This is a genomic window from Chitinophagaceae bacterium, from assembly GCA_016713085.1.
GTDB lineage: Bacteria > Bacteroidota > Bacteroidia > Chitinophagales > Chitinophagaceae > Lacibacter.
The window spans coordinates 1,954,022-1,979,278 of record JADJPV010000001.1 but is presented as its reverse complement, the minus strand read 5'-3'; the positions used below and the strand labels follow the sequence as shown (position 1 = coordinate 1,979,278).

The 25,257-nt window shown below is 39.8% G+C and carries 25 protein-coding genes and 1 pseudogene; 21 read left to right on the top strand and 5 right to left on the bottom strand.

The features are described 5' to 3' along the window. Nucleotides 1–23: 23 nt before the first annotated feature. The 21 genes and pseudogenes from IPK31_09660 (at nt 24) to IPK31_09560 (ending at nt 18,809) form a co-directional block, all read left to right on the top strand. Nucleotides 24–1,493 carry an Ig-like domain-containing protein gene (locus tag IPK31_09660; GenBank protein MBK8088185.1) on the top strand — a complete coding sequence of 490 codons (1,470 nt, stop codon included), beginning with the start codon at nt 24–26 and terminating at the stop codon, nt 1,491–1,493. 26 nt (nt 1,494–1,519) lie between these two features. Beyond that, nucleotides 1,520–2,140, top strand: a complete 621-nt coding sequence (gene recR / locus IPK31_09655; protein MBK8088184.1) for a recombination protein RecR — start codon at nt 1,520–1,522, stop codon at nt 2,138–2,140. Nucleotides 2,141–2,272: 132 nt separating this feature from the next. Further along, nucleotides 2,273–2,677, top strand: a complete 405-nt coding sequence (locus IPK31_09650) for a hypothetical protein (protein MBK8088183.1) — start codon at nt 2,273–2,275, stop codon at nt 2,675–2,677. A gap of 2 nt (nt 2,678–2,679) precedes the next feature. Next, on the top strand, nt 2,680–3,369 hold the full coding sequence (locus IPK31_09645; GenBank protein MBK8088182.1) for a hypothetical protein: 690 nt from the start codon (nt 2,680–2,682) through the stop codon (nt 3,367–3,369). A 10-nt stretch (nt 3,370–3,379) separates the two neighbouring features. Further along, nucleotides 3,380–3,748: a hypothetical protein gene (locus IPK31_09640; protein ID MBK8088181.1), complete on the top strand. Its 369-nt coding sequence runs from the start codon at nt 3,380–3,382 to the stop codon at nt 3,746–3,748. A gap of 22 nt (nt 3,749–3,770) precedes the next feature. Further along, nucleotides 3,771–4,340, top strand: coding sequence for a YceI family protein (locus IPK31_09635; GenBank protein MBK8088180.1), 570 nt, complete (start codon nt 3,771–3,773; stop codon nt 4,338–4,340). Between the two features lie 17 nt (nt 4,341–4,357). Then, nucleotides 4,358–5,266 carry a hypothetical protein gene (locus tag IPK31_09630; protein ID MBK8088179.1) on the top strand — a complete coding sequence of 303 codons (909 nt, stop codon included), beginning with the start codon at nt 4,358–4,360 and terminating at the stop codon, nt 5,264–5,266. A gap of 52 nt (nt 5,267–5,318) precedes the next feature. Next, on the top strand, nt 5,319–5,690 hold the full coding sequence (locus IPK31_09625; GenBank protein MBK8088178.1) for a hypothetical protein: 372 nt from the start codon (nt 5,319–5,321) through the stop codon (nt 5,688–5,690). Next, complete coding sequence (locus IPK31_09620) at nt 5,674–5,862, top strand: hypothetical protein (protein ID MBK8088177.1); 189 nt, start codon at nt 5,674–5,676, stop codon at nt 5,860–5,862. The genes IPK31_09625 and IPK31_09620 overlap by 17 nt, the downstream gene beginning before the upstream one ends. Before the next feature lie 9 nt (nt 5,863–5,871). After that, complete coding sequence (locus IPK31_09615) at nt 5,872–8,733, top strand: histidine kinase (GenBank protein ID MBK8088176.1); 2,862 nt, start codon at nt 5,872–5,874, stop codon at nt 8,731–8,733. After that, nucleotides 8,730–9,491 (top strand): response regulator transcription factor, encoded by a 762-nt coding sequence (locus IPK31_09610; protein MBK8088175.1) that lies wholly within the window; start codon nt 8,730–8,732, stop codon nt 9,489–9,491. Before IPK31_09615 ends, IPK31_09610 begins: the two co-directional genes overlap by 4 nt. A 95-nt stretch (nt 9,492–9,586) precedes the next feature. After that, on the top strand, nt 9,587–9,976 hold the full coding sequence (locus tag IPK31_09605; protein ID MBK8088174.1) for a hypothetical protein: 390 nt from the start codon (nt 9,587–9,589) through the stop codon (nt 9,974–9,976). 303 nt (nt 9,977–10,279) lie between these two features. Beyond that, the gene (locus tag IPK31_09600) at nt 10,280–11,308 is read left to right on the top strand and encodes a homocysteine S-methyltransferase family protein (protein MBK8088173.1); all 1,029 of its coding nucleotides are present in this window, start codon (nt 10,280–10,282) and stop codon (nt 11,306–11,308) included. A gap of 10 nt (nt 11,309–11,318) precedes the next feature. Next, nucleotides 11,319–14,057 (top strand): methionine synthase, encoded by a 2,739-nt coding sequence (gene metH / locus IPK31_09595; protein MBK8088172.1) that lies wholly within the window; start codon nt 11,319–11,321, stop codon nt 14,055–14,057. A 9-nt stretch (nt 14,058–14,066) separates the two neighbouring features. Then, nucleotides 14,067–14,864, top strand: a complete 798-nt coding sequence (locus tag IPK31_09590) for a hypothetical protein (protein MBK8088171.1) — start codon at nt 14,067–14,069, stop codon at nt 14,862–14,864. Nucleotides 14,865–15,062: 198 nt separating this feature from the next. Continuing rightward, a complete protein-coding gene (locus IPK31_09585; protein ID MBK8088170.1) occupies nt 15,063–15,641 on the top strand; it encodes a fasciclin domain-containing protein in 579 nt (192 codons plus the stop codon). 229 nt (nt 15,642–15,870) lie between these two features. After that, a complete protein-coding gene (locus IPK31_09580; protein MBK8088169.1) occupies nt 15,871–16,842 on the top strand; it encodes a c-type cytochrome in 972 nt (323 codons plus the stop codon). Nucleotides 16,843–16,937: 95 nt separating this feature from the next. Then, nucleotides 16,938–17,708 (top strand): annotated as a pseudogene (xth, locus tag IPK31_09575) (exodeoxyribonuclease III). 63 nt (nt 17,709–17,771) lie between these two features. Further along, entirely contained in the window at nt 17,772–18,014 is a 243-nt protein-coding gene (locus IPK31_09570) for a DUF4286 family protein (protein MBK8088168.1), read from the top strand. 282 nt (nt 18,015–18,296) lie between these two features. Continuing rightward, the gene (locus IPK31_09565; GenBank protein ID MBK8088167.1) at nt 18,297–18,566 is read left to right on the top strand and encodes an HU family DNA-binding protein; all 270 of its coding nucleotides are present in this window, start codon (nt 18,297–18,299) and stop codon (nt 18,564–18,566) included. Nucleotides 18,567–18,689: 123 nt separating this feature from the next. After that, nucleotides 18,690–18,809 (top strand): 30S ribosomal protein THX, encoded by a 120-nt coding sequence (locus IPK31_09560; GenBank protein MBK8088166.1) that lies wholly within the window; start codon nt 18,690–18,692, stop codon nt 18,807–18,809. A 103-nt stretch (nt 18,810–18,912) separates the two neighbouring features. Here IPK31_09560 and IPK31_09555 read toward each other — a convergent pair whose 3' ends face one another. The 5 genes from IPK31_09555 to IPK31_09535 all read right to left on the bottom strand — a co-directional run bounded on the left by IPK31_09555 (nt 18,913) and on the right by IPK31_09535 (nt 25,074). Beyond that, nucleotides 18,913–19,926, bottom strand: coding sequence for a hypothetical protein (locus IPK31_09555; protein MBK8088165.1), 1,014 nt, complete (start codon nt 19,924–19,926; stop codon nt 18,913–18,915). Between the two features lie 121 nt (nt 19,927–20,047). Then, the gene (locus IPK31_09550; GenBank protein ID MBK8088164.1) at nt 20,048–20,761 is read right to left on the bottom strand and encodes a UMP kinase; all 714 of its coding nucleotides are present in this window, start codon (nt 20,759–20,761) and stop codon (nt 20,048–20,050) included. 80 nt (nt 20,762–20,841) lie between these two features. Then, complete coding sequence (locus IPK31_09545) at nt 20,842–22,632, bottom strand: long-chain fatty acid--CoA ligase (protein MBK8088163.1); 1,791 nt, start codon at nt 22,630–22,632, stop codon at nt 20,842–20,844. A 119-nt stretch (nt 22,633–22,751) separates the two neighbouring features. Next, nucleotides 22,752–23,768 (bottom strand): tetratricopeptide repeat protein, encoded by a 1,017-nt coding sequence (locus tag IPK31_09540; protein MBK8088162.1) that lies wholly within the window; start codon nt 23,766–23,768, stop codon nt 22,752–22,754. Between the two features lie 64 nt (nt 23,769–23,832). Further along, entirely contained in the window at nt 23,833–25,074 is a 1,242-nt protein-coding gene (locus tag IPK31_09535) for a DUF1015 domain-containing protein (protein ID MBK8088161.1), read from the bottom strand. Nucleotides 25,075–25,257: the final 183 nt, after the last annotated feature.

Below are 25,257 nucleotides of genomic sequence, written 5' to 3'. Positions count from 1 at the left end.
ATTAGATTAAGTTTGCAGCTTCTATGACAATCGGCAAATTCATTTCTTTTCTTCTTATCAGCGGAATACTTTTTTTCAGCATACTCAGCGGACCGGGCTGTGCCAATATTGTTCCTCCCAGTGGCGGCTTGAGAGATAGTCTTCCTCCTGTACCTGTCCGTGCAACTCCCAAAGATTCTGCACTGAATGCAAATGAGCAAAAAATCACCATCACGTTTGATGAATATATTGAACTGAAAAATGCCTATGAGAAAGTATTGATCTCACCCTACCCTACAAAGGATCCTGGTTTTGATTCAAAACTCCGCACACTAACTATACGATTGAAAGATTCCTTACTGCCCAATACAACCTACAGTATTGATTTTGGTGATGCCATTGTTGACCTGAATGAAGGCAATCCGCTGAAAAACTTCCGCTATACTTTTTCAACCGGTTCAACCATTGACAGCAGCGAATTAACCGGCCGTATAGTTCTTGCAGAAACCGGTAAAACAGACAGCACCATGTTTGCCGTTTTGTATACAAAGCAACAGGACTCAACGGTTGCAAAAGAAAAACCAAAATATGTTGCAAGAGTTGATGGCAAAGGTAATTTCCGTTTTACCAATTTGCCCGAAGGAACATTTTATATCTATGCACTGAAGGATGAAGATGGAGATAAAAAATACAGTCAGCCAATAGAACAGTTTGCATTTCTTGATTCTCCCATACTGATTAATTCAAACGCGAAGCCTATTAAACTCTATGCATTTGCAGCGGAGAAAGAAAAGAAAAGAGCTGGCTCATCAGGAACAGGAGCAAAAGTTGATAAAGCAAAAACGCTTCTTTCATCGAATAACCTCGAAGCAGGAGCACAGGATTTTTTAGACAGTTTCAAACTCAGTTACCAGAAACCAATCAGGCATTTCGACAGCAGCAAAATCATTCTCTTTGTTGATTCAACCAAACAGGTAACCGATCTGCTGATCAAAAATGATTCGCTGAATAAACAACTGGTACTGTACACTGCATGGAAAGAAGGCGGAACATACAGACTTTTTCTGAATAAGGATTATGCAACCGATACATCCGGTTTATCTGCAACAAAGAATGACACCATTTCATTCAGGGTTAAAACAGAAAAAGAATACGGCTCCGTGAGAATCACTTTTAAAAACCTCGATACCTCTTTACACCCTGTACTGATCTTTTATACAAGCGACCAGATTTTTGCAAGCTACCCGGTAACTGATCTTAAATGGTACCGTAAGTTGTTTAAACCGGGGAACTACCAGTTAGGTATTTTGTATGATGCCAATCAAAATGGCGTATGGGATGCAGGCGATTTTTTTGCAAAACCCAAACGGCAGCCGGAAATTGTTCAGCAACTTGTAAACACCATAACAGTAAAAGACAACTGGGACAATGAACTGGTGATTGATTTAAATAATCAGCAGCCGCCGGTTGATAAAAATCAAAAACCTGCAGGGCCTCCCGGCAGAAATTTTTAATCCTTCATCCTTCGTACTTTCGCCGTATGTCTTTTTCTTCTTCCTTACTTGAGCATGCTGTTAATGAATTTTCCAAACTCCCAGGTATTGGTAAAAAAACAGCTTTGCGGCTGGTACTGCATCTCATTAAGCAGCCGGAAGAAGATGTTCAATTCTTTTCTGATACCATTTCACGGATGCGGAAAGAAATCAAGTTCTGCAGTAAGTGCTGCAATGTATCTGATACGGAGATCTGTAATATCTGCAGCAATTTCTCCCGTAAAAAACAAATCATTTGCGTGGTTGAAAACATCAGGGATGTGATAGCCATTGAAAGCACGCAGCAATTCAACGGATTGTATCATGTACTCGGTGGCATTATTTCCCCATTAGATGGAGTTGGTCCTGATCAACTGACCATTGAACCTTTAATAAGCCGTTTAAAAACGGATGAAGTGGAAGAGCTCATCTTTGCACTGAGCCCCAACATTCAGGGCGACACCACACTCTTTTATATCAGCAAAAAAATAAAGGACCTGCCTGTTAAAATCACCACCATTTCAAGAGGCATTGCCTTTGGTGGTGAACTGGAATATGCCGATGAACTCACCCTGGCAAGAAGTCTGCAAAACCGCCAGCCGGTTGCAAACTATGTTTCAATGAAGTAAAACAGCTCCTGCACCTGTTTTTGTTTACTCTTTCATTTTTCCGGTTCAATCATTGATTTTACCTGTTCGGCTGCTTACAGTGCCCATCAAGCAATTTGAAACTTACCTTGGAGTAATTATACTTCCCATGTTATGAAGAAGATCCGGCTTATTATCATTCTCATTATTATTTTTTCCATTGTTGGAAGTGCGTATGCCTGGCTTTTCATCTGGAACAAGCCAAAACAGGATGTAAAAGATGCGAAAGCTATTCCGGTACAGGCAACTGCAATTTTTACCGAATACAATACCAATGAAAAAACAGCCAACTCAAAATATATTGATAAGATTGTAGAAGTAACCGGGCAGGTAAGCAGTGTTTCAAAAAACAGCGAAGGGAAAACGGTGGTGCTGCTGAAAACAGATGACTTAATGTTTGGTGTAAATTGTACAATGGAAGAAGACGCAAACATCAACACCGGCGACCAGGTTTCAATTAAAGGTATTTGTACCGGCTATTTAACCGATGTTGTATTGATCAGGTGTTATAAAATTTAGTAATGAAGAAAATCCGTTTCACAGGTTTCCTGTTAATTGTTTTTATTGCTGCCTGTGAGCATGAATCACTCATTCCCGGCGGCACGCCTCCTCCCGGCATTACACCTCCTGCCGTTGGTGCTTCAACCATTTGTTTTGAAACAGATGTACTTCCCGTTTTTGTAAGCAACTGTGCAAAGATCGGGTGCCATGATGTTATAACACATGCCAAGGGATTACGCTATGATAGCTATGCGGAAATCATGAAAACGATTAAGGTAAATGAACCTGCCAGCAGTGAAGCATGGAAAACGATCATGGAAGACAAGCTCGACAAAAGAATGCCGCCACCTCCTGCAGCTGCAATCGATAAATCAAAAAAAGATTCTATTTATAAATGGATTGTACAGGGAGCCTTAAATACAACCAATTGCAATACCGGTTGCGATACTACTTTCTTTACTTATTCTTTAACTATTCTGCCTCTGCTTCAATCAAGCTGTATCGGTTGCCATAGTGGTGGCGTGCCGGCAGGCAATATTGATCTTACAACTTATTCAAATGTATATACCCTTGCCATGAGTGGAAAACTGCTTGGTGCTGTTTCTCATTCGGCCGGCTTTATACCAATGCCGAACGGCGGAAACAAATTACCCGACTGCAAGATTACACAGATCAGGAAATGGATACAGGTTGGTGCACCCAATAATTGATATTGTAAATATGAAACTGAAAAATTGCTTACTCATTCTTTCTGCAACTGCTTTTTTCTCTTCCTGTTATTATGATAAAGAAGAAAAAATTTACGGCATCGCCCCCTGCGATACATCCAATATCAAATACAGTGTGCAGATCGTCAGTACCATTTCAACCAACTGCCTGCGTTGTCATGGTGGAACAGCAACATCGGGCGGCGGTATTCAGCTCAGCGATTATAACATCGTAAAAGGTCTTGCGTTGAACGGAAAGCTTGTTGGTGCATTAACACACTCTGCCGGCTTTTCACCCATGCCTAAAGATGCTCCGCAATTATCTGAGTGCCGAATTGCAGAAATCAGAACATGGATCAGAAACGGAGCCTTGGCTAATTAATTGATCTTACAATAAACAAATGATGAAGAAACAATTCATACTGATCACCTTTGTCACCCTGCTTTCATTTCATGTTAGCATGGCTCAGGATATGTATATCACCCGCAACGGGCAAGTTACTTTTTTTTCCACTACACCTGTTGAAGATATCAGGGCCGTCAATAATGAAGGATCCAGTGTAATCAATACAAAAACCGGTGCTATGCAATTCGTTGTCCTTATCAAAAGTTTTCAGTTTAAGAAAACAGCCATGCAGGAACACTTCAACCGGAAAGACTATATGGATTCGGATAATTATCCCAAATCAGAATTCAAAGGAACAATTATTGATTTGAGTAAAGTTGATTTTAAGAAAGATGGAAACTACCCTGTAACCGTTGAAGGAAATTTGACGATGCATGGAGTAACCAATAAATTAAAAACATCAGGAGTTATTTCATTAAAAGAAGGCAGGATCAGTTCTTCTTCCAAATTCAAAATCAAACTGGCTGACTATAAAATTTCTGTTCCTGCAATTGTAGCATCGAAGGTTGCTGATGCAGTAGAAGTAACCGTTACTTGCAGTTACGATCCTTATCAGCCAAAGTCCTGATTCCTAAACCCAAAATCATGCTGCAGAGAAAATTATTCTTTCTTGTTTTTCTTACCTGTTCAGTCCTGTTGATCAAGGCGCAGGATGTTGATTTGAACCAGATGCTGGAAGATGAACAGAAAAAAGAGGAAAAAGATAAGGTGAAGTACACCGAAGCCACATTTAAAACAACAAGGCTTATCAATGGTCATTCCATAGAAAATACACAGAAAGGTATTATGGATTTCAAAATTTCACACCGTTTTGGAACAATTAATGGCGGAGCATATGAAATGTTTGGGCTCGACAATGCAAGTATGCGGATGGGTTTTGATTTTGGAATTACGCCCCGTTTAATGCTGGGTTTTGGAAGAAGCACTTACCAGAAACAATATGATGCTTTTGCAAAATATAAACTTCTGCGGCAAAGTACAGGCAAACGGAATATGCCGGTAAGCCTTGCGGTAATGACTTCAGCAATGGTAACTACAATGAAGTGGACCGATCCTGACCGTCCCAATTATTTTTCATCCCGTTTACAATATGCACACCAGATAATTGTAGCCCGTAAGTTTTCGGAAAGCACTTCTATTCAAATAATGCCCACACTGGTTCATTACAATATTGTAAAATTTATCGCTGATCCAAACGATATCATTGCCATAGGAATTGGAGGCAGACAAAAAATTTCGCCCCGTGTTTCAATTAATGTTGAATACTATTACCAGTTACCAGGTTATAAAATGCCTGATACTGAAAATTCCCTTTCTTTTGGTTTTGATATTGAAACAGGCGGTCATGTGTTTCAGCTGCACATTACCAATTCAAGAGGTATGACTGAACGCACTTTTATCAGTGAAACAGCCGGCAAATGGAGCAAGGGCGACATTATGTTTGGCTTTAATATCTCAAGAGTGTTTACCTTAAAGAAACAAAAGAAAAAATAAGAGTTGCTCAACAACAGCATCTTGGTTAATTTACCAGTCCTAATTTATTCCGATGAAAATCAGTTGGCTTGCCATAACAGCATGGATTCTGTGTGCATCATTTGTACAACCGGTTATTTATACTTCCAATAATGGTGTTGTCAATTTCCGTTCAGATGCTCCTTTTGAACTGATCAATGCTTCCAGCAAAGAAATGAAAGGAGCCATCGATCTGTCTAAAAATAATTTTGCCTTCCGCATCCGCATCCGCTCCTTTGAAGGATTTAACAGCCCTTTGCAGAAAGAACATTTTAATGAAAACTATATGCAGAGCGAACAGTTTCCCGAAGCAAGCTTCAGCGGCAAAATCATTGAAACAATTGATTACAGTGTGAAGGGAAAATATACCATCAGGGCTAAAGGAACTGATGGTGCATGGTGTTGAACAGGAAAGAATCATTAAAAGTGAAATTGAAGTAACCGGTAACAGCATCCGCATCAGCAGTGAGTTCAGTGTTCTGCTGTCGGATCATAACATACCTATTCCAAGAGTTGTAAAAGAAAAACTGGCCAATGAAATTCATGTCAGTATCAATACTGAACTCTTTGCAAAATAAGATCACTGCATGAAGATTTACCTGTTCATATTTGTTTTCGCAATTTACACTTCCCTTACTGCACAGGTGAAAAATGAACAGACCTTTGACTTTTGGCAAACACAAATTGCAGAGCAAAAGATCCAGGGCAGGTTGCAGTGTATCCTGTTTGCAAAAGATCATTTTATGTACATCGGTACATCATCAGGTCTTTTTCTTTATAACGGAATTAAAACAACACGTGTTTCTTTTGATACAATCCTGCAGGCAAACATTACCGCTTTGTATGAAGATAAACAGCAAACACTCTGGATTGGTTTTCAGAATGGAAATATTGCACAGTTACAAAACAAACAGCTTACACTTTTTCAACCGGAAGAAGGATTACCCAAAACTGCCATCAGTAAAATACTGACAGATGCAGAAGGCCGGCTCTGGTTTGCCACACAGGGCGAAGGAATTTATGTGCTGCACAATAAAAAATTGTACAACATTAATACTGATGATGGGCTGGGCGATAATTATATCTACGATCTTGAGTTGTTGCCCAACAATTCCATTGCAGCATCAACCGATAAAGGTCTCAGTCTTTGCAGGTTTAACGGAACAAAGAAAACAATTGAAAATTTCAGCACAGACAATGGTTTACCTGATAATATCATCCGTTGTGTAAGCCTCGACAGAACCGATAAAAATATCATCTGGCTGGGATTTCAACAGGGAGGCATTTGCCGTTTTTCATTCACTACAAAACAAGTAACTGTTTTCCCTGCACCTGAAATTAAAGACAAGCAGGTAAACGATATTCTTGTACTTGATAAGCAGGTATGGGTAACAACAGAAAATAGTTTTGTACAACTGCACAGAAACAGTAAACTCATCAGCACACAGGTATTTAACAACCCAACACAGTTATCGGTTGATGAAGAAGCAAATGGCTGGCTGATCAGCAAAACGGGCTTATATAAAAATGCCGGTGAAAAATTACAGCTGATTGTAAAAACTTCTGACCAGGCACTGAACGAAATACATGATATGTGGCAGGATGAGGAGGATAATGCCTGGTACACAACAAGCGGCGGTATTATTAAGCAGGAAGCCAACTCTGCCATTAAAACAATTATCCGTTTGCCGGGCCTTGACAATAAAACAGACATTACCTGTCTTTACCAGGATGCTGATCAAAATTTATGGATCGGCACTATGGGCAATGGTATTTACCTGCTGAATACAAAAACAAATGCTGTTACTCACCTCAACAATTTACCCGGTAACGAAAGCATGAGCATCTTATCCATTACAGGCAGAAACAGTAATATCTGGATATCGTCGCTGCAGGGAATTTTTCATACTACCACCAATACTTCACGGGCATTTCAAAACCTTACAGAGCTGTCAGGCATTGGCATCAACTATATTTATCATATTTATGAAGACAGTAAAGGAAGGGTTTGGTTTGCAACAGATGGCAAAGGTTTAGCCATGATGCAAAACAACCGATTTACACACTTTAGTGAAAAAGAAGGGTTAACTGGCAAGGTTATTTATTCTGTTTCAGAAGATAAGAAAGGTGTTATCTGGTGTGCAGCATTACAAAAAGGATTGTTTCAGTTTAACGGAAAAGCATTTACCAACTTCGGAACAGATAAAGGTATTCCTGATCTTGATATTTCATCGCTCGACACAGACAATAAAGGCAACCTGTTTTGCATCAGCCGTTCAGGTTATTTTTTAATTGATGCTGAAACACAGGTTGTCATTATACCGGGCAACGAAAAACAGCTGGGCATATTCAATACTGATCTCAACAGTACAGATCATACAAAAGTTGGAGTGGTGTTTCATACAAGCAACGGCATCTTCCGTTATGTATCTCCTTCTTATCAGCAAATGAATCAGCCGCAAACAGCTATTACATCTGTCTCCCTTTTCCTGAAAGAAATCAACAAGGAACTTGAACATCAGTTTAAGCATGACGAAAACAATCTTTCTTTTTCTTTTTCAGGCATTTATTTTTCTGATCCGGCACTGGTACAATACCAGTATAAACTGGAAGGCTATAATAATGAATGGCAGGCAAGCAGGAACGATGAAGTGAATTTTCCCAAACTGCAACCCGCCAGTTACACATTCCGTGTTCGCTCTTCTGTAACAGGAAACTTTGATCATGCAAGTGAAGCTGTTTATACATTTACCATCAGCAAACCATTCTGGAAACAATGGTGGTTTATCATTCTTTCAATTCTGGGCTTTACAGGTTTTCTTGTTTACATCATAAAAGAGCGGGAGAAAAACGTTAAACGCTGGCAGCAACTGCAAACAGAAAAATTAAAATCGCAATATGAAACACTGAAAAACCAGGTAAATCCGCATTTCCTGTTCAACAGTTTTAATACACTGCTCAGTATCATTGAAGAAGATCCAAAAAAAGCAGAAGCTTATGTAGAACATCTCAGTGATTTTTACCGAAGGATTGTGAACATGCGTGAAAAAGATTTGATTTCACTGGGCGATGAACTGAGCATTATTGACGATTACTTCTTTATTCAAAAAAAACGTTTCGGTAATGCATTGATGTTTGATAACAGAATAACAGAAGAACAAAAAACGATCTACAGTATTCCGCCACTGGCCTTACAGCTGCTTGCAGAAAATGCGGTGAAGCACAATATCGTTTCAAAAGACAAACCTCTGACTTTGGAATTGTTTGTTGAAGACGAAATGCTGATTGTACAGAATAATATCAATGAAAAAGCAACAAAAGAAAAAAGTGAAGGATTGGGATTGCAGAATATTAAAAACAGGTTTTTATTAATTGCAGATAAAGAAGTAAAGATCGAAACAACAACCTCCCGCTTTATTGTTAAACTCCCTTTAATTAAACGATCATGATCCATGTACTGATTCTCGAAGATGAAGAACCGGCAGCAAAACGTCTCCGGAAACTATTAACCGAAACAACGGAAGAAGTGGAAGTATTAGCGGTACTCGACAGTATCAGCGCTGCCAAAGAATGGCTGGCAACCAACAAACATCCGCAACTGATGCTGGTAGATATTCACCTCGCCGATGGTATCAGTTTTGAACTGTTTAAACAGGCAGACATCAGCTGCCCTATCATTTTTACAACAGCTTACGATGAATATGCTTTGCAGGCATTCAAACTTAACAGTATTGATTACCTGCTCAAGCCCATCAAAAAAGATGAGCTGCAGCAGGCATTAAAAAAATATGCCAACCTCAGCACAAAACAGCAGATGAATATTGATCAGCTGCTGGTAGCGATGACGCAAAATCCTGCTGATAAATACCGCCAGCGTTTTGTGATCCGTTATGGTGAACACATTAAAACCATTGAAACAAAAGATGCAGCTTATTTTTATACGGAAGCAAGGGCTAATTTTTTAGTAACGCAGGATGCAAAACGGTATGTAGTTGATTTTAATCTTGATCAGTTGGAACAGATGCTGAACCCGGCACAGTTCTACCGCATCAACAGGCAGTTTATCATTTCTATTAATTCAATTGATGAAATGGCAACATGGACCAAAGGGAGGGTAATGATAAAACTGAAACCGGCTACAAAGCTTGAAACAATTGTGAGTACAGAACGTTCTGCCGATTTTAAAAAGTGGCTGGCAGGTGAATAATTTCCCTGTTCAAACAACAGAACATCCGGCTCATACAGGTATGCTTGCCCATCAGGAATGATTCAGGCAACTTTACTTCATTAAACAGATAAGTTATGAAATCGAGTATTGCGGCGGTGCTTTTCTTAACAGTGAGTTTGTTTTCCTGCACAAAGAAAACAGACAATAATCCGGCTGATCCTGCAATTACAACAGGAACCTGGCGCATCAGTTATTACTGGGACAAAACAGACCAGACCAGCAATTACAACGCATACATTTTCATGTTTAATACCGACGGCTCTTTTATGGGGCATACAAGCAGCAACATGATAACGGGTACCTGGAGTGAAACCAGCACAAGGCTTACAATTAATTTTGCATCAGACCCAATATTATCCAAAATCAATGGAAACTGGCTCAAAACCGAAAAAACCGCCACAAGTATTAAGTTAAAAGATGATAACCCTGCCCAGGACGATCAATTATTTTTTGTGAAAAACTAACCCGTCTTAAAACCATATCCTTCCAATCAAGCCATTAGGGCCGCATCTCTTTGTTGGTGCGGCTTTTTCAGTTACATTTGCATTACATCAGGCGGATTTGTTTATTGTTCGGCCATTACAGAACTAATAAACGTCAACGAAACTCTCCCAGTTTTTTACAACGTTTATAGTTCAAATTATTTTAATGGTCCCGGCAATAGCAATTCAATGGTACATCCGTTGCTTCGCACACTTGTACGTAAAGTAATTCTGTTCATCAATTACTCTTCGTCATTTCGCAGCTGCGGTTAAAATTATACAACTATGGATATCAAACAGGAACTTCAAAAAAGAGTCCTCATTATTGATGGGGCAATGGGCACCATGATTCAGCGTCATAAACTTACTGAAGCTGATTACCGTGGCGAACGGTTTAAAGACTGGCCTACCGATGTAAAGGGGAATAATGATCTCTTATCAATTACACGTCCCGACATTATCAAAGACATACACAAACAATATTTAACAGCAGGTGCTGATATTATTGAAACCAATACATTCAACAGCCAGGCAGTTTCATTAGCCGATTATGAAATGCAGAGCCTTGCTTATGAATTAAATGTTGCTTCAGCAAAAGTGGCGAAGGAAGCAGTGGCTGAATTTCTTGCTTCACCCGAAGGAAAAGACCGGAAAGGTGCATGGGTTGCAGGAGCAATCGGGCCCATGAGTAAAACATTATCTCTTTCACCCGATGTAAATAATCCCGGTTACCGTGCAGTTACTTTTGATGAAGTAGCCAATGCTTATTACGAACAGGTAAAAGGTTTGGTTGACGGTGGTGTTGATCTGCTGCTCATTGAAACTATCTTCGATACACTCAATGCCAAAGCAGCCATCTTCGCTATTAAGAAATTTTATCATGATACAAAACTGGCTGAGCTTCCTATTATGATCAGCGGAACCATTACTGATGCAAGCGGCAGAACATTAAGCGGACAAACACTGGAAGCTTTTTATATTTCCATGATGCATGCCAAGCCATTAAGTATTGGCTTGAACTGTGCGTTGGGTGCACATGAAATGCGTCCGCATATTGAAGAGCTTTCACAAATTTCTTCCTGTTATGTATCTGCTTATCCAAACGCAGGTTTACCCAATGCAATGGGTGAGTATGATGAACATCCGGAAGATACCGGTCATTATTTAGAAGAGTGGGCCAAAGAAGGTTTTGTAAATATCGTTGGCGGGTGTTGCGGTACTACACCGGAACATATCAAACATATTGCAGATCATGTGAAAACAATTAAGCCAAGAGCATTACCAACAGTAGAATTAGAATTAACTGCAGAATAAAGAATAACAAATGAGTGTCATTAAACCATATTCAAGATTCAGCGGATTAGAGCCCCTGATCGTTCGTCCTGAAACCAACTTCATTAATGTTGGCGAACGCACCAATGTTACCGGTTCAAAGAAATTTGCACGTCTCATCAGGGATAATAAATATGAAGAGGCTTTGAGTGTTGCCCGTCAACAGGTAGAAAGCGGTGCACAGATCATTGATGTAAACATGGACGATGCATTACTGGAAGGTGTACAGGCCATGACTACGTTCATCAACCTTGTGCAAAGTGAACCGGACATTGCAAAGATTCCGGTGATGATTGATTCATCGAAATTCGACATCATTGTAGCAGGCTTGAAATGTGTGCAGGGAAAAAGTATTGTGAACTCCATCTCCATGAAAGAAGGAGAAGCCAAGTTTATTGAACAGGCTGAGATCTGCCGCATGTTTGGCGCATCCGTTGTGGTAATGGCCTTTGATGAAAAAGGACAGGCGGATACTAAACAACGTAAAGTAGAAATTTGTCACAGAGCTTATAAAATTCTCACTGAACAGGTTGGCTTCGATCCGCAGGATATTATTTTCGATCCGAATATTTTCGCCATTGCCACCGGCATGGAAGAACATAATAATTATGGTGTTGATTTTATTGAAGCAACCAAGGAAATCAAACAATTAATGCCGTTGGCAAAGATCAGCGGCGGTGTAAGTAATTTATCTTTCTCTTTCCGTGGCAATGAACATGTACGTGAAGCGATGCACAGCATCTTCCTGTACTACGCCATTAAAGCGGGTATGGATATGGGCATTGTAAATGCAGGTCAACTGGTAGTGTATGATGAAATAGAACCGAAACTGAGAGAGTTATGTGAAGATGTAATTCTCAATCGTAACAATGATAATAACGAAGCAACAGAAAAACTCATTGCTTTTGCAGAAACAGTAAAAGCAAAAGGTAAGGTTGAAGTAAAAGATGAAGCTTGGAGAAACAATTCAGTTGAAGAAAGATTAAAACATGCATTGGTAAATGGAATTACCGATTATATTGATGCAGATACAGAAGAAGCAAGATTAAAATATGCAAGACCGCTTGATGTAATTGAAGGGCCACTCATGGCAGGAATGGATGTAGTGGGTGATTTGTTTGGCGCAGGTAAAATGTTTTTACCGCAGGTAGTAAAGAGTGCAAGGGTGATGAAGAAAAGTGTGGCAATCCTTACTCCTTACATTGAACAGGAAAAAGAAGATCGCAAGAATGCACATTTGGCAGCAGGAACAGTAAATGAAGAAAGTGCAGGTGCTGCCAAAATTTTACTGGCAACAGTAAAAGGTGACGTGCATGATATCGGTAAAAATATTGTTGGCGTTGTACTCGGTTGTAATGGTTACGATGTAATTGATCTTGGTGTAATGGTTTCAACCGATAAAATTCTTGATACAGCTGTAAAAGAAAATGTTGACATCATTGGCCTGAGCGGTCTCATCACTCCTTCTCTCGATGAAATGGTGCATGTGGCACATGAAATGAAACGTCGTGGAATGAAGCAGCCTTTGCTGATTGGTGGTGCCACCACTTCACGCATGCACACAGCAGTGAAAATTAATCCGCAGTATAACGAAGGAGTTATTCATGTACTGGATGCAAGCCGTAGTGTAACTGTTGCAGGAAGTTTACTGAGCCAGGAACAGAAACCTGCTTTCCTGCGGGGCATACAAGCCGAGTATGAAAAATTAAGAGACGATTTCAATAATAAGAAAACAGTTAAACAGTATTTGACGCTGGTTGATGCACAGAAGAACAAAACAAAAATCAACTGGACGAACTTCACTCCGGTTACACCGACATTTACCGGCGTAAAACAGTTTGATAACTATGATCTTTCTGAGATCAGAACATATATTGACTGGCAACCATTTTTTATTGCATGGGAGCTGCACGGAAAATTCCCTGCTATCTTAACAGATGCAGTGATCGGTATTGAAGCAACCAAACTGTACAACGACGCCAATGCATTACTTGATCAGATTGTAAATGAAAAATGGTTAGCCGCAAAAGGAACCATTGGTTTCTGGCCAGCTAACAGTGACGGTAAAGATGCTGTTGCAGTATTCAATCAGCAGGAAGGGCCAGATGAAGTTGTGCATTTACAATTCCTTCGTCAGCAGATAAAAAAAGCAGAAGGACAACCAAACATCTCGTTAGCCGACTTTATTCAACCTGCAGCCACTGACGACTCACAACTCACGACTCAGGATTATATCGGCGCCTTTTCAGTAACCATCCGGGGAATTGAAGAACACATCAAAGCTTTTGAAGCAGCACATGATGATTATAATAAAATTATGCTGCAGGCATTAGCCGATCGTTTGGCCGAAGCATTTGCAGAAGTACTGCATCAGCGTACAAGAAAAGAATTCTGGGGTTATGCAAAAGATGAAACACTCAGCAATGAAGACCTCATCAAAGAACAATACATGGGCATCCGTCCTGCACCGGGTTACCCTGCCTGTCCTGATCATACAGAAAAATACAAACTGTTTGATTTATTGGGCGGCGAAGAAGGAACCGGTATTCATTTAACTGAATCTCTGGCCATGTATCCAGCGTCATCTGTATGCGGCTGGTACTTTGCACATCCTGAAAGTAAATATTTCGGTGTTGGTAAAATTGAAAAAGACCAGCTTACTGATTATGCTGAACGTAAAGGCATGAGTATGGAAGATGCAACAAGATGGTTAAGACCGATTTTGGAGTAACTTCAACTCATGAAACGCATTTACTTTCTTTTATTATTTGTTGTTTCCCTGACATCTTCAGCCCAGAAAACGCAGATAGTTGATACAAGTTTTGTCAATAACTCTTCAAAAGATTTTTTTACCAGGAACCCGATTATTGAAAAGGTTCAGTTTGCTATTTATTCTGAAAGCACGAAGTATGTAAGTGTATACTCAAGAACTGTTTGGGAAGACACGACGTTCAGAAAAGCATCAAGCTTTAAAAACTATGAATCTTACAACCTCAGCTTTATAGGCGACAGCTACTTTTTTGAAAAACAATATGGCAAATTCACTTTACCTGATAAAGAACTTGCGGCTGCATCATTAAATAGATGCGGTCAGGTATATTTTATTAAATGTACTGCTGATACTGACTCCATTAAATGCAGGCTTGAGTTTAACTGCCCGGTAACGAAAGAAGAGACAGATGAAGATGAAATGATTTTTACTAAAGTAGAGGTCTTATGGGGATATAAAAACGGCATTAAAGAGCTGCAAAAGAAAATTGAAAACTCTTACAGAAACAACAGCCTGTTTAAACAAAACAGACCTGTTGAAACTGCACTCCTTTTTGACATAATAGTTGATAACAAAGACAGTTGTCTTAAGCGAATTGAACTGAAGCGTGGCAGCTATTCTCCCTTTGCTCAATTTATAATGGATGAATTAAAAACTGCCTGTTCATGGACGCCGTCCGAACAGGGTGGCCGGCCGGTGAAATCTTATACCAAAATTTTTATACGGCTTCATAAAGACAACAGTATAACCGTAGCAATGCCCCGGTAACAAACATAGCTCCCGAAAAGAATCCAGGCTCTGTAAACACGGGCCTTTATATTTCCAGAAATATTTCCCTCTCTTAAATCCAGTCTTCTTCTGCTTCCGTAAGTGTATCTGTTCCCGTTCAAAAAAAATATTTGCTGACCGGAAACCGAAGTTTATTCCGCTTCGTACATCAATCATCACTCAATAAAATTAAACAAAATGAAAAAAGTAAAAATGATGGCACTGGCCATCGCAGCAATCGTATGTGCCAACACAATCAGCGCACAAACAATGGCTCCTAAAAAGATGAACGAAAAAACAGTGGAAGTGGGCGGTGCAGCAATGTATCCTTCTAAAAACATTGTTGAAAATGCCGTGAACTCAAAAGATCATACCACATTGGTTGCTGCTGTAAAAGCGGCAGGTCTTGTTGAAACATTAATGAGCGCTGGTCCGTTTACTGTATTTGCTCCTACCAATGCAGCATTTGAAAAATTACCTGCCGGCACCGTTGAAACATTACTGAAACCTGAAAACAAAAACACACTTACTGCTATACTTACTTATCATGTAGTAGCAGGGAAATGGGATTCAAAAGAAATTGCACGCCTGATTAAAGAAGGAAACGGAAAGGCAGAAGTGGCAACTGTGCAGGGTGGAAAATTATGGCTCTGGATGAAAGGAAATAAACTGATGATCAAAGACGAAAAAGGTGGCATGAGCACTGTAACCATCAAAGATGTATATCAAAGCAATGGGGTTATTCATGTTGTTGATGCCGTTGTATTACCTAAGTAAGAACGCTGTTTTGATTTTAAAGACGAAAGGCCGGTAATTACCGGCCTTTTTTTTAAGTTCAACAGTGAAAGAAATTCAGCTTATCAGCAAACCAAAAACAGTTTGCGTTTTTCTGAAATTAGTTTTATTTTTCTGTTTGCTTATTCTCCTCCACAGATAGAAAGCCTGTAAAATTCACTGCCATATTTGGTTCGTTCCCCGTGCTATTAATCAACCAAAACCAACCATCATGTTTAAAAAAATTCTAAAATGGACTGGGCTTATTCTCCTGTTTCTGATCATTGGTGTTTCTATCATCACACTATTACGCCAAAACAAAAAGTACGACGCTCCCTATCCTGCAATTAAAGCATCAACCGACAGTAATGTAATTGCACGTGGCAAATACCTGGTATACGGTCCTGCACATTGCGCCGATTGCCATGCCAAACAGGGAACAGAAGAAATTGTAAACAGCGGTGCAGAAGTTAATCTGCCCGGAGGAAGGGATTTTGTATTACCAATCGGTCATGTATATTCAAGAAATATTACACCTGATAAAGAAACCGGGATCGGCAATATTCCGGATGAAACCATTGCCCGGTCGCTGCGTTATGGTGTAGGACATGATGGGAGAGCCTTATTCGACTTTATGCCGTTTCATGATATGAGCGATGAAGATCTTACTGCAGTTGTTTCTTACATCCGCACTTTAAAACCTGTCAGTAACAAAGTGCCCGATAATAAAATGAATATGCTGGGCAAAGTTATCAAAGCATTTATGTTGAAACCTGTTGGTCCAACAGGTACACCTGCTAAATCAGTTAAACCTGATTCAACCGTTGAATACGGACGCTACCTTGCAATGAGTGTAGCCAATTGCAACGGTTGCCATACCGATCGGGATCTGATGACAGGCGCATTCATCGGCGAACCATTTGCCGGTGGTTTTAAAATGGAATCTATTATCGATCCGGAAAATTATATGTGCGAAAGCCCCAACCTTACCCCCGATAAAGAAACAGGCCGCATTTTTGGCTGGACCCAGGAAATGTTCCGTAACCGCATCCGCCAGGGAAAACTCATCAAACACAGTGCAATGGCCTGGGGACCCTTCAGCAGAATGAGTGACCTGGAAATAGCCGCTATCTATAAATTTCTGCAAACAGTAAAACCTGTTCATAAAAAAATTGAACAGACGTTTTACGAAAAGAAAAAATAATGCTGAAAAGCGCTGATTTTTTTATCAGCGCTTTTTTACTTCTTCTGCAATTGAAACTCTATTCTTCTGTATTTTTAAGCCCTCAAATACCAACTATGCGTATCATCTCTTATAATGTCAACGGTATCCGTGCTGCAATAAAAAAGGTTTTATCGATTGGTTGAAAACTGATCCTGCTGATATCATCTGTGTACAGGAAACAAAAGCAACCAAAGAAGATGTTGATCATGAAGCGTTTCATGCGCTTGGTTATTACAACTACTGGTTCAGTGCACAAAAGAAAGGATACAGTGGCGTGGCGGTGTTTACCAAAATAAAACCCGACAATGTTGAATACGGCAATGGTCATGGCCCAAGCGATGATGAAGGAAGGGTTATTCAACTGGACTTTGGAGATCTCCGTTTAATCAATACTTATTTCCCAAGCGGCACCAGTGGTGATGAGCGCCAGACTTTTAAATACAAATGGCTGGATGAATATTTTAAATGGCTGAACCAGTTAAAAAAAGAAACATCCAAAGCTGATTCTTTGCGGCGATTATAATATTGCCCATAATGAAATTGATATACATGATCCGAAAGGGAATAAAAAATCAAGTGGATTTTTACCCGAAGAAAGAGAATGGATGACGAAGTTCCTCGGCAGTGGGTGGATCGATACTTTCCGTGAATTTCATCCTGAGCCTCACCGCTACAGCTGGTGGAGCCAGCGTTTTCCAAGTGTTCGCTTAAACAACAAAGGTTGGCGTATTGATTATATCGCTGTAACAGAGCCATTGAAAAAGAATCTGAAAGATGCAGAAATATATCCTGATGTAAAACACAGTGATCATTGTCCTGTTTACCTTGAATTAAAATTGAAATAGAATGATCATTTATAATGTTACTTCAAAATTGACTGGTCCATTCACGATGAGTGGATAAAATGGATGCAGGAAGAACATATGCCTGAAGTAATTGCAACAGGTTGTTTTACTCATTACCAACTTTTGCGGATACTGGAAACAGATGAAGAAGAAGGCCCAACTTATGCAGCACAATATTTTGCAGAAAATAAACTGCTCCAGGAATTATATATTGATCAATTTGCTCCCGAACTCAGAGAAAAAGTATTTGACAGGTGGGCAAACCACGTACTTTCCTTCCGGAGTGTTATGCAAGTTATTAACTGATTGTGGAAAATAACCGGGTGGTTTTTTGTTTTGAATTTCTGCTCAACACCTCTTAAACCCTTTGCAGGTAAGGATTTCAAAAGAACAAGGCTGAAACCCTTTGTGATAAAGGCTTTCAGCTGTTTTTGATTTTTTTACTTACCGTCACCTTTTTTTACAACCTCATTGCAACCCTTACCCCATAAGGTTTTTAGCTGATTTCACCATATAATACCGTATCTAAAAAATATTTTGTTGCAATGTAAAAGCGTCTATATTTGTCCCACTTAAAAAATTCTCACTATGAACAAAGCTGAATTAGTTGCAAAGATTGCCGATGATGCCGGCGTGTCAAAAACACAAGCGAATGCTGCATTAGATTCTTTTATTGAAGCTGTTACCAAAACATTGAAAGGTGGCGGTAAAGTTACACTCGTAGGTTTCGGAACATTTTCTGTTACCAAACGTGCTGCCCGTACAGGTCGTAACCCTCAAACAGGTGCAACAATAAAAATTAAAGCTAAAAAAGTTGCTAAGTTTAAAGCTGGTAAAGAATTGGCTGGAAAACTCTAATTTCTGACATTCTTCAAAAGGAGCAGGAAGCAGTACGTTTCTTGCTCCTTTTTTTACAGGTTTTTGAAGAACGCAGTAATTCTGTTACCTTCATTTTAAATTAAACATCAAATAATCATTATTATGGGTAGAGGTGATAAAAAAACAGCAAAAGGAAAGCGTTTTAAGGGATCATTCGGCAAAAGCCGTCCTGCAAATGCTGTGAAGAAAGCGGCTCCGAAAAAAGAAGAGAAAAAAGCGTAAGTACACACAGATAAAAGACGAAGTATTTCTTTACAGGAATGCTTCGTCTTTTTTATTTTATGAAGTCAAAGCTTCTGACGTAAATATTAAAAGTGCTGGTAGTTTATTGATTGCCCCCGCTGGAGATACGGGCCAGCATCGTTTCAATTTCACTGAGGCGTGATAACTGCGATTCCAGTTTCTTGTTATGATCAGAAACATGCTGTAGATCCTTGTTCAGTTCTTCCAGGAATTCATTTCGCTTGCTGAGTTGTTGCCGTTGCAGGTTTGCTTCCTTGAGTTTATTTTCTATTTCGGTTACCAGCTGGCTCAGTTTTGAATTCTCATCCACCAAATCTTTTTGCTTTGTACGCAGGTCTTTTACTTCAGCCGATAATAAATGATTGGCTTCTTCCAGTTCATCATTCTTAAATACATTTCCCTGCGGTACTGTCAGCTGCTGTTCCACCTTCTGTAGCTTCGACTGTATTTCATTGAACTCATCGTAAGCCGTATTTAAACGGCTCTTCATTTCCTGTGTAAGTTCTGTTTGCTGGCGGATATTATTCAGCTCCTGTTCTTTTTCTGTAAGTGATCTGCGGAGCTGCTGCATCTGTTCACTTAAATCAACATTCTGTCTCAGGGTTGTTTGGTGTTGCTGCTCCACTTTCTCCAGCAGTTCCACCTGGTTTAACAGTTTGGAGATATCCTGGTTATGCTTTAATAAATGATCCTGCGCTTCTTTCAATTGAGCAAGATAAGCGCCGGTTGATACTTCAGCTGCAGGTGGCGGGGTAAAAGCAACCGGTGTTTCTTTTTGCTTCTGCATCAGTTCCCGGTTCAATGCCTTTGTTTCTTCCAGTTCTTCTATCAGGATCTTTTCATTCTCCTTTATTTCGTCCAGTTCCTTTTGTAAATGATCGCCTGTTTCTTTCTGATGCTCCAGGATATTGTAATATTTCATCCTCCAGTCATGCGCCTCTTTCTCATATTTTTCTACATCCACTTCATGATCAAACTGACTGCCATGCCTCATATTCCAGAAATAATGAATCACAAACCCCAGCACCAATGCGCCAATCTGGAACATGATGATTTCAGGAAGTGAAATCTGGATAGCAAGTAAAGTGGTGGGCATGTGAACGTGTTTAATGCAAAATAGCAGAAAAAAACTGCATTTTGAAGTTAGCATCAAAAGAAGAACCGCAAAAACTGATTCTGGAAATAATTTTCCCCAACGGGCAGAAACCTGTGTATAGTTAACCGGTAACGAGTGTTCCAACCTTTTCGCCAGTTACTACACGTTTCAGGTTATTGGGTCTGTTCATATCAAAAACAATGATGGGAAGATTATTTTCCATGCAAAGTGTAAACGCCGTCATATCCATTACCCGCAGATTTTTTCCAAGGCATTCCTGGAAAGTAATGGTTTCATATTTTGTAGCTGTTGGATCTTTTTCAGGGTCAGCAGTATAAACTCCATCAACCCTCGTTCCTTTCAGAATTACATCGGCATTGATTTCAATGGCTCTTAATGATCCTGCTGTATCTGTTGTGAAATAAGGATTACCTGTACCTGCACCAAAGATCACGACACGGCCTTTTTCCAAATGACGAATGGCACGGCGGCGGATATAAGGTTCAGCTATCTGTTCCATTTTGATGGCACTCTGCAAACGGGTGTACACACCTGCTTTTTCCAAACCGGCCTGTAAAGCCATTCCATTGATCACTGTTGCCAGCATACCCATATAATCACCATGTGCCCGTTCAATGCCTGTTTCTGCTTCGTTCATACCACGGTAAATATTACCGCCGCCAATTACAATGGCTACCTGTACGCCCAGTTCAATAATGCTTTTGATGTCTTTGGCGTATTGTGTAATTACTTTGGAATCCATCCCGAAGTTCTTATCGCCCATTAATGATTCGCCGGAAAGCTTGAGGAGGATGCGTTTAAATTTTGGAAGCATGCTGCGAAGATAGAATGATTTGAGTTTGTGAAAAAAGGTTTATCTCTAAAAAAAATCCTCCCGTAAACGGGAGGATTCTGTTAATCATAAATGCGTTCAATCGCATCTTTATATTTTTCCGTGATCACTTTCCGTTTCAGTTTAAGTGTTGGTGTTAATTCACCGCCGTCAACTGTCCATTCAGTTGGACAGAGTTCAAATTTTTTGATCTGCTCCACATGATTAAACTGCTGGTTAAATTCTTCCACCACATGTTTGTACATTTCAAGCACTGCCGGATGACGTACCAAATCATGAATGGTTCCAAAGCTGATCTTGTTTTGCTTGGCCCATTCTTTCAAATTTTCGAATGAAGGAACAATTAAGGCACCGGCAAATTTCCTTTCGGGACCAACAACAATCATCTGCTCAATGAAAGGGCTTTCCTTCATTTTATTTTCAATGGGCTGTGGTGCCACATATTTACCGCCACTCGTTTTAAAGATTTCTTTCTTACGGTCGGTGATCTTTAAAAATTTCTGATCTACCATAATACCAATATCACCTGTATGGAAATAACCGTCCTTATCAATTACTTCAGCAGTAAGATCAGGACGTTTGTAGTAACCCATCATCACATTATCACCTTTGCAGCAGATCTCTCCATCTTCAGCAATTTTTACTTCCACACCTTTAATCACCGTACCAACAGTTCCAAACTTCCTGTTCTTTTCATTGAAACGGTTTACAGAAATTACAGGTGAGGTTTCTGTTAATCCATAACCTTCCATGATTGGCATTTTCCCTGCAGAAAATATTCTCAATAACCTTACCTGGCAGGCAGCTGCACCGGTAACAATTGCTTTTACTTTTCCACCTAAACCTTCACGCCACTTATTAAAGATGAGTTTATTGGCAATGCCGAGTTTTGTGTTGTATAGAAAGCCCTGATGTTTACCAACTTCATATTTTCCTGCTACATCAACGGCCCAGAAAAATAATTTTCGTTTCAACCCTGTTAACTCCTGTCCACGGCCCATGATGCGTTCATACACTTTCTCCAGCAATCTTGGTACAGTTGTAAAAACAGCAGGCTGCACTTCTTTCAAATTATCTCCAATTGTATCGAGGCTTTGTGCGTAGTAAACAGATACCCCATTAAAGAGATAGATATAAGTTACCATCCGTTCAAAAATATGATTGAGCGGAAGAAAGCTCAATGCTTTATCTGCAGGTGTGCAGAACTCTGCAAACACTTCGCTGCTGGACAGTACATTACTCAGCAGGTTTTTATGACTCAGCATTACACCTTTTGGAGTACCGGTTGTACCCGATGTGTAAATGATTGTTACCAAATCCTCATAACCTACTTTATCAGCAATGGATGCTAATGCAGCAAGACTTTCTGCAGTTGCTTTACTCATGATCTCTCGGCAGTTTAATGCAGGTTGCAGGTTATTGAATGTGTACACTGCCTGTACCGTTGGAGTTTTACTGCGGATGCTCTGTACTTTGTCGTAGAGTTCCTGATCGCTCACAAACACTAATTTTATTTCTGCATCATTCAGTACAAATTCCAGTTCAGCAACCGCAAGTGTTGGATAAATGGGAACAAGAACAGCTCCTGCTTTTTGCACGGCCAGATCAAGAAACATCCACTCAGGACGGTTATTGCTGATGATGGCAATTTTATCCCTGCGTTCAATAGTCATATCATGGCCGCTGATGCCGAGATGAACCAGGCCAGCTGCCAGTTTATCAACAATTTCTTTTACATCGGCTGTACTGTACTTGTGCCAGATGCCGCCTTCTTCTTTGGCGGCAAACATATCTTCTTTGTGAAATTTTTCCAATTGCAGATCAATGCAATCAAATAATCGTTTTGGGTTCATATAGCATGCAATTAAGTAGAAAATAAAAAACAGGTGGCGCCTGTTCCGGCAATCAAGTTAAGGAGATTTAAGCAATGCAATTCATAAAAAAATCCCGCTTTTCAGCAGGACTTCTTCCGTTAATTCGCAATTCTGTAATACTGGCCCGCAGGCACTTTAAATAATTTCGATTTCTGAAAACGGGTGAACTCGTTATACTGATCGGCATTCAGCTTTGTCCAGCTTTGATATTTTGCCAAATCACCTGCCGCTTCAAAGATCCATTGATTGTAAGCATCAAACATTCCTTCCTGCAGCAACTGTTTCTGATGATCGAATAAACGGAAAGGAAATTTAGCTGCATATTGTTTGTTCCAGTCTAACAAAAATCTTGTACGCAGCATCGTTAATGATTCAGTAGTAATGCCACTGTTGGTCACAGCACTATTCTGATTCATTACTGCTGTAAATGCTTCGGTAAATTCATTCTTTACTTTGGATGGCTTTGCTTTGGGATCAACAACAAAGAATTTTTTATAGCCATCGAGCAGCATGTTCTTAATCTCTGCTGTATTGCTGCGGTAACTTTCCATGTTCACAAAAATTTCACCGTATACCAACGCCCAAACTTTATCGGCAGTAAAAGAATAATAACGGGAAGCATAATAATAGTTACCTGGATAACCCGGATCATTTTTAATTCCCAGTTCCCACTGTTCAATACAACTTACATTTTCATTCATCATCCACAGCAGTTCACCATACTCTGCATACAATGCTCCGCTGTTGGGATATTTTTTCAATGCCTTCTTAAACATCTTATCTCCATCCTTTGCTTCCTGTAAGGCTTTGTAAATATTACCGGCAATCTGGTACACCTGTATATCTGCATCTTCACGTTCAACTAACGGCTTGATGGTTTCTTTTGCTTTTGCAAAATCCCGTTGATAATAATAAGTGAGTGCAAGATCTTTTTGAATGGATATATTTCCGGGATCTTTTGCCAGTGCTTTATTCAACACCAGTACAGCATTGGTCCAGTCGCCACCACGCATAAATTGTTTACCGGTTTCCTGCAATTGCGCAGCATCAGGTTCCTGTGCCATTGCAGCAATGGAAACAAAGAAAATGCTGAGAGTAAATAGTAGTTTTTTCATATCTGCTTCAAAAGTAAACGAAAAGAGGCGTCTGTAAGAACGCCCCGATTATATTTTGATTTAATTATGATTCCTGGTAAATCAGGTGCGTAAGCAATCCATCCCTCAATTTAGGCTCAAACCAGGTGCTTTTGGGAGGCATTACATTACCGCTGTCGGCAATATCAAATAGTTGATCCATGGTTACAGGGTAAAGACTGAATGCAATTTTCATTTCACCGCTGTCAACTCTTTTCTGCAATTCACCCAATCCACGGATGCCGCCAACAAAATCAATGCGTTTATCTGTACGCTGATCTTTAATACCAAGATGTTTATCTAATAAATTATTAGCGAGAATGGTTACATCCAATACACCAATCGGGTCTTTGCTGTAAGTGCCTTCTTTCGCAGTGAGTTGATACCAGTTTCCTTCAGCATACATACCAAATACATGTAACTGATCGGGTTTAAATGGATCTTTTCCAATCAACCTGCAATCAAAATCGGCTGAAAGTTTTTCAATCAACTCATCAAGCGTTAAGCCGTTCAAATCTTTTACCAAACGGTTGTAATCGAGAATTTTTAATTCATTCGCAGGAAACAGCGTTGTTAAAAAATAAGTGCTTTCTTCTGTTGCCTTTTCGCCCAATGCTGCATGCACTTTTGCTGCCGATGCTGCACGGTGATGCCCGTCAGCAATATAAGTATGCGGAACCTGTGTTTCGAAAATTGTTGAAATCGTTTTGATCGTTGCCGTATCATTTACAATCCAGATCGTATGCTGAATACCATCATCGGCTGTAAAATTGCAAATGGGACTTTTATCAGCTTTCCATTTGGCAATGAGTTCATTCATTTCAGCAACATCACGGTAAGCAAGAAATACATTGCCTGTTTGTGCACCGCTGATCTTGATATGATTGATCCGGTCATTCTCTTTTTCAGGACGGGTAAACTCATGTTTCTTGATCACATCATTGTTATAATCTTCAACCGTACTGCCGCAAACCAAGCCTGTTTGACTGCGGCCATCCATGATGAGCTGGTAGATATAATAACATGATTTGTTTTCACGAAACAATACATCACGCTGAATAAATGCCAGCAGATTTTCTTTTGCTTTTAGATATACCTGGTCGGCATAAGGATTTACATCATCAGCCAAATCAATTTCAGGTTTGGTGATATGTAAAAAAGAATACGGGTTGCCCTGTGCTTCTTCTTTTGCCTCTTTGCTGTTTAATACATCGTAAGGGCGTGCTGCGACCTGTTTTGCAAACTGAGCCTGCGGGCGCAGAGCCTTGAAAGGAACTATTGTAGACATAATGTTTTACTTACTAACCGGCTGCAAAGAAAAGGATTTTTTGGGTGATGGAGGGAAGGATGTTCGCCGATATGACCGAAAACAGCCGTATTTAACGCCTGTTAGCCCCATTTAGCCTGATATTAAGTTTATTAAGGATATAGGTAAAAATTAAAACCTAAAAACTAACTTTGAAAAAAGGCT

Excerpts from the sequence above, each read along its gene's own strand:
- IPK31_09660 (MBK8088185.1), top strand. The coding sequence starts at position 24 with ATGACAATCGGCAAATTCATTTCTTTTCTTCTTATCAGCGGAATACTT.
- recR (MBK8088184.1), top strand. The coding sequence starts at position 1,520 with ATGTCTTTTTCTTCTTCCTTACTTGAGCATGCTGTTAATGAATTTTCC.
- IPK31_09650 (MBK8088183.1), top strand. The coding sequence starts at position 2,273 with ATGAAGAAGATCCGGCTTATTATCATTCTCATTATTATTTTTTCCATT.
- IPK31_09645 (MBK8088182.1), top strand. The coding sequence starts at position 2,680 with ATGAAGAAAATCCGTTTCACAGGTTTCCTGTTAATTGTTTTTATTGCT.
- IPK31_09640 (MBK8088181.1), top strand. The coding sequence starts at position 3,380 with ATGAAACTGAAAAATTGCTTACTCATTCTTTCTGCAACTGCTTTTTTC.
- IPK31_09635 (MBK8088180.1), top strand. The coding sequence starts at position 3,771 with ATGAAGAAACAATTCATACTGATCACCTTTGTCACCCTGCTTTCATTT.
- IPK31_09630 (MBK8088179.1), top strand. The coding sequence starts at position 4,358 with ATGCTGCAGAGAAAATTATTCTTTCTTGTTTTTCTTACCTGTTCAGTC.
- IPK31_09625 (MBK8088178.1), top strand. The coding sequence starts at position 5,319 with ATGAAAATCAGTTGGCTTGCCATAACAGCATGGATTCTGTGTGCATCA.
- IPK31_09620 (MBK8088177.1), top strand. The coding sequence starts at position 5,674 with ATGGTGCATGGTGTTGAACAGGAAAGAATCATTAAAAGTGAAATTGAA.
- IPK31_09615 (MBK8088176.1), top strand. The coding sequence starts at position 5,872 with ATGAAGATTTACCTGTTCATATTTGTTTTCGCAATTTACACTTCCCTT.
- IPK31_09610 (MBK8088175.1), top strand. The coding sequence starts at position 8,730 with ATGATCCATGTACTGATTCTCGAAGATGAAGAACCGGCAGCAAAACGT.
- IPK31_09605 (MBK8088174.1), top strand. The coding sequence starts at position 9,587 with ATGAAATCGAGTATTGCGGCGGTGCTTTTCTTAACAGTGAGTTTGTTT.
- IPK31_09600 (MBK8088173.1), top strand. The coding sequence starts at position 10,280 with ATGGATATCAAACAGGAACTTCAAAAAAGAGTCCTCATTATTGATGGG.
- metH (MBK8088172.1), top strand. The coding sequence starts at position 11,319 with ATGAGTGTCATTAAACCATATTCAAGATTCAGCGGATTAGAGCCCCTG.
- IPK31_09590 (MBK8088171.1), top strand. The coding sequence starts at position 14,067 with ATGAAACGCATTTACTTTCTTTTATTATTTGTTGTTTCCCTGACATCT.
- IPK31_09585 (MBK8088170.1), top strand. The coding sequence starts at position 15,063 with ATGAAAAAAGTAAAAATGATGGCACTGGCCATCGCAGCAATCGTATGT.
- IPK31_09580 (MBK8088169.1), top strand. The coding sequence starts at position 15,871 with ATGTTTAAAAAAATTCTAAAATGGACTGGGCTTATTCTCCTGTTTCTG.
- IPK31_09570 (MBK8088168.1), top strand. The coding sequence starts at position 17,772 with ATGCAGGAAGAACATATGCCTGAAGTAATTGCAACAGGTTGTTTTACT.
- IPK31_09565 (MBK8088167.1), top strand. The coding sequence starts at position 18,297 with ATGAACAAAGCTGAATTAGTTGCAAAGATTGCCGATGATGCCGGCGTG.
- IPK31_09560 (MBK8088166.1), top strand. The coding sequence starts at position 18,690 with ATGGGTAGAGGTGATAAAAAAACAGCAAAAGGAAAGCGTTTTAAGGGA.
- IPK31_09555 (MBK8088165.1), bottom strand. The coding sequence starts at position 19,926 with ATGCCCACCACTTTACTTGCTATCCAGATTTCACTTCCTGAAATCATC.
- IPK31_09550 (MBK8088164.1), bottom strand. The coding sequence starts at position 20,761 with ATGCTTCCAAAATTTAAACGCATCCTCCTCAAGCTTTCCGGCGAATCA.
- IPK31_09545 (MBK8088163.1), bottom strand. The coding sequence starts at position 22,632 with ATGAACCCAAAACGATTATTTGATTGCATTGATCTGCAATTGGAAAAA.
- IPK31_09540 (MBK8088162.1), bottom strand. The coding sequence starts at position 23,768 with ATGAAAAAACTACTATTTACTCTCAGCATTTTCTTTGTTTCCATTGCT.
- IPK31_09535 (MBK8088161.1), bottom strand. The coding sequence starts at position 25,074 with ATGTCTACAATAGTTCCTTTCAAGGCTCTGCGCCCGCAGGCTCAGTTT.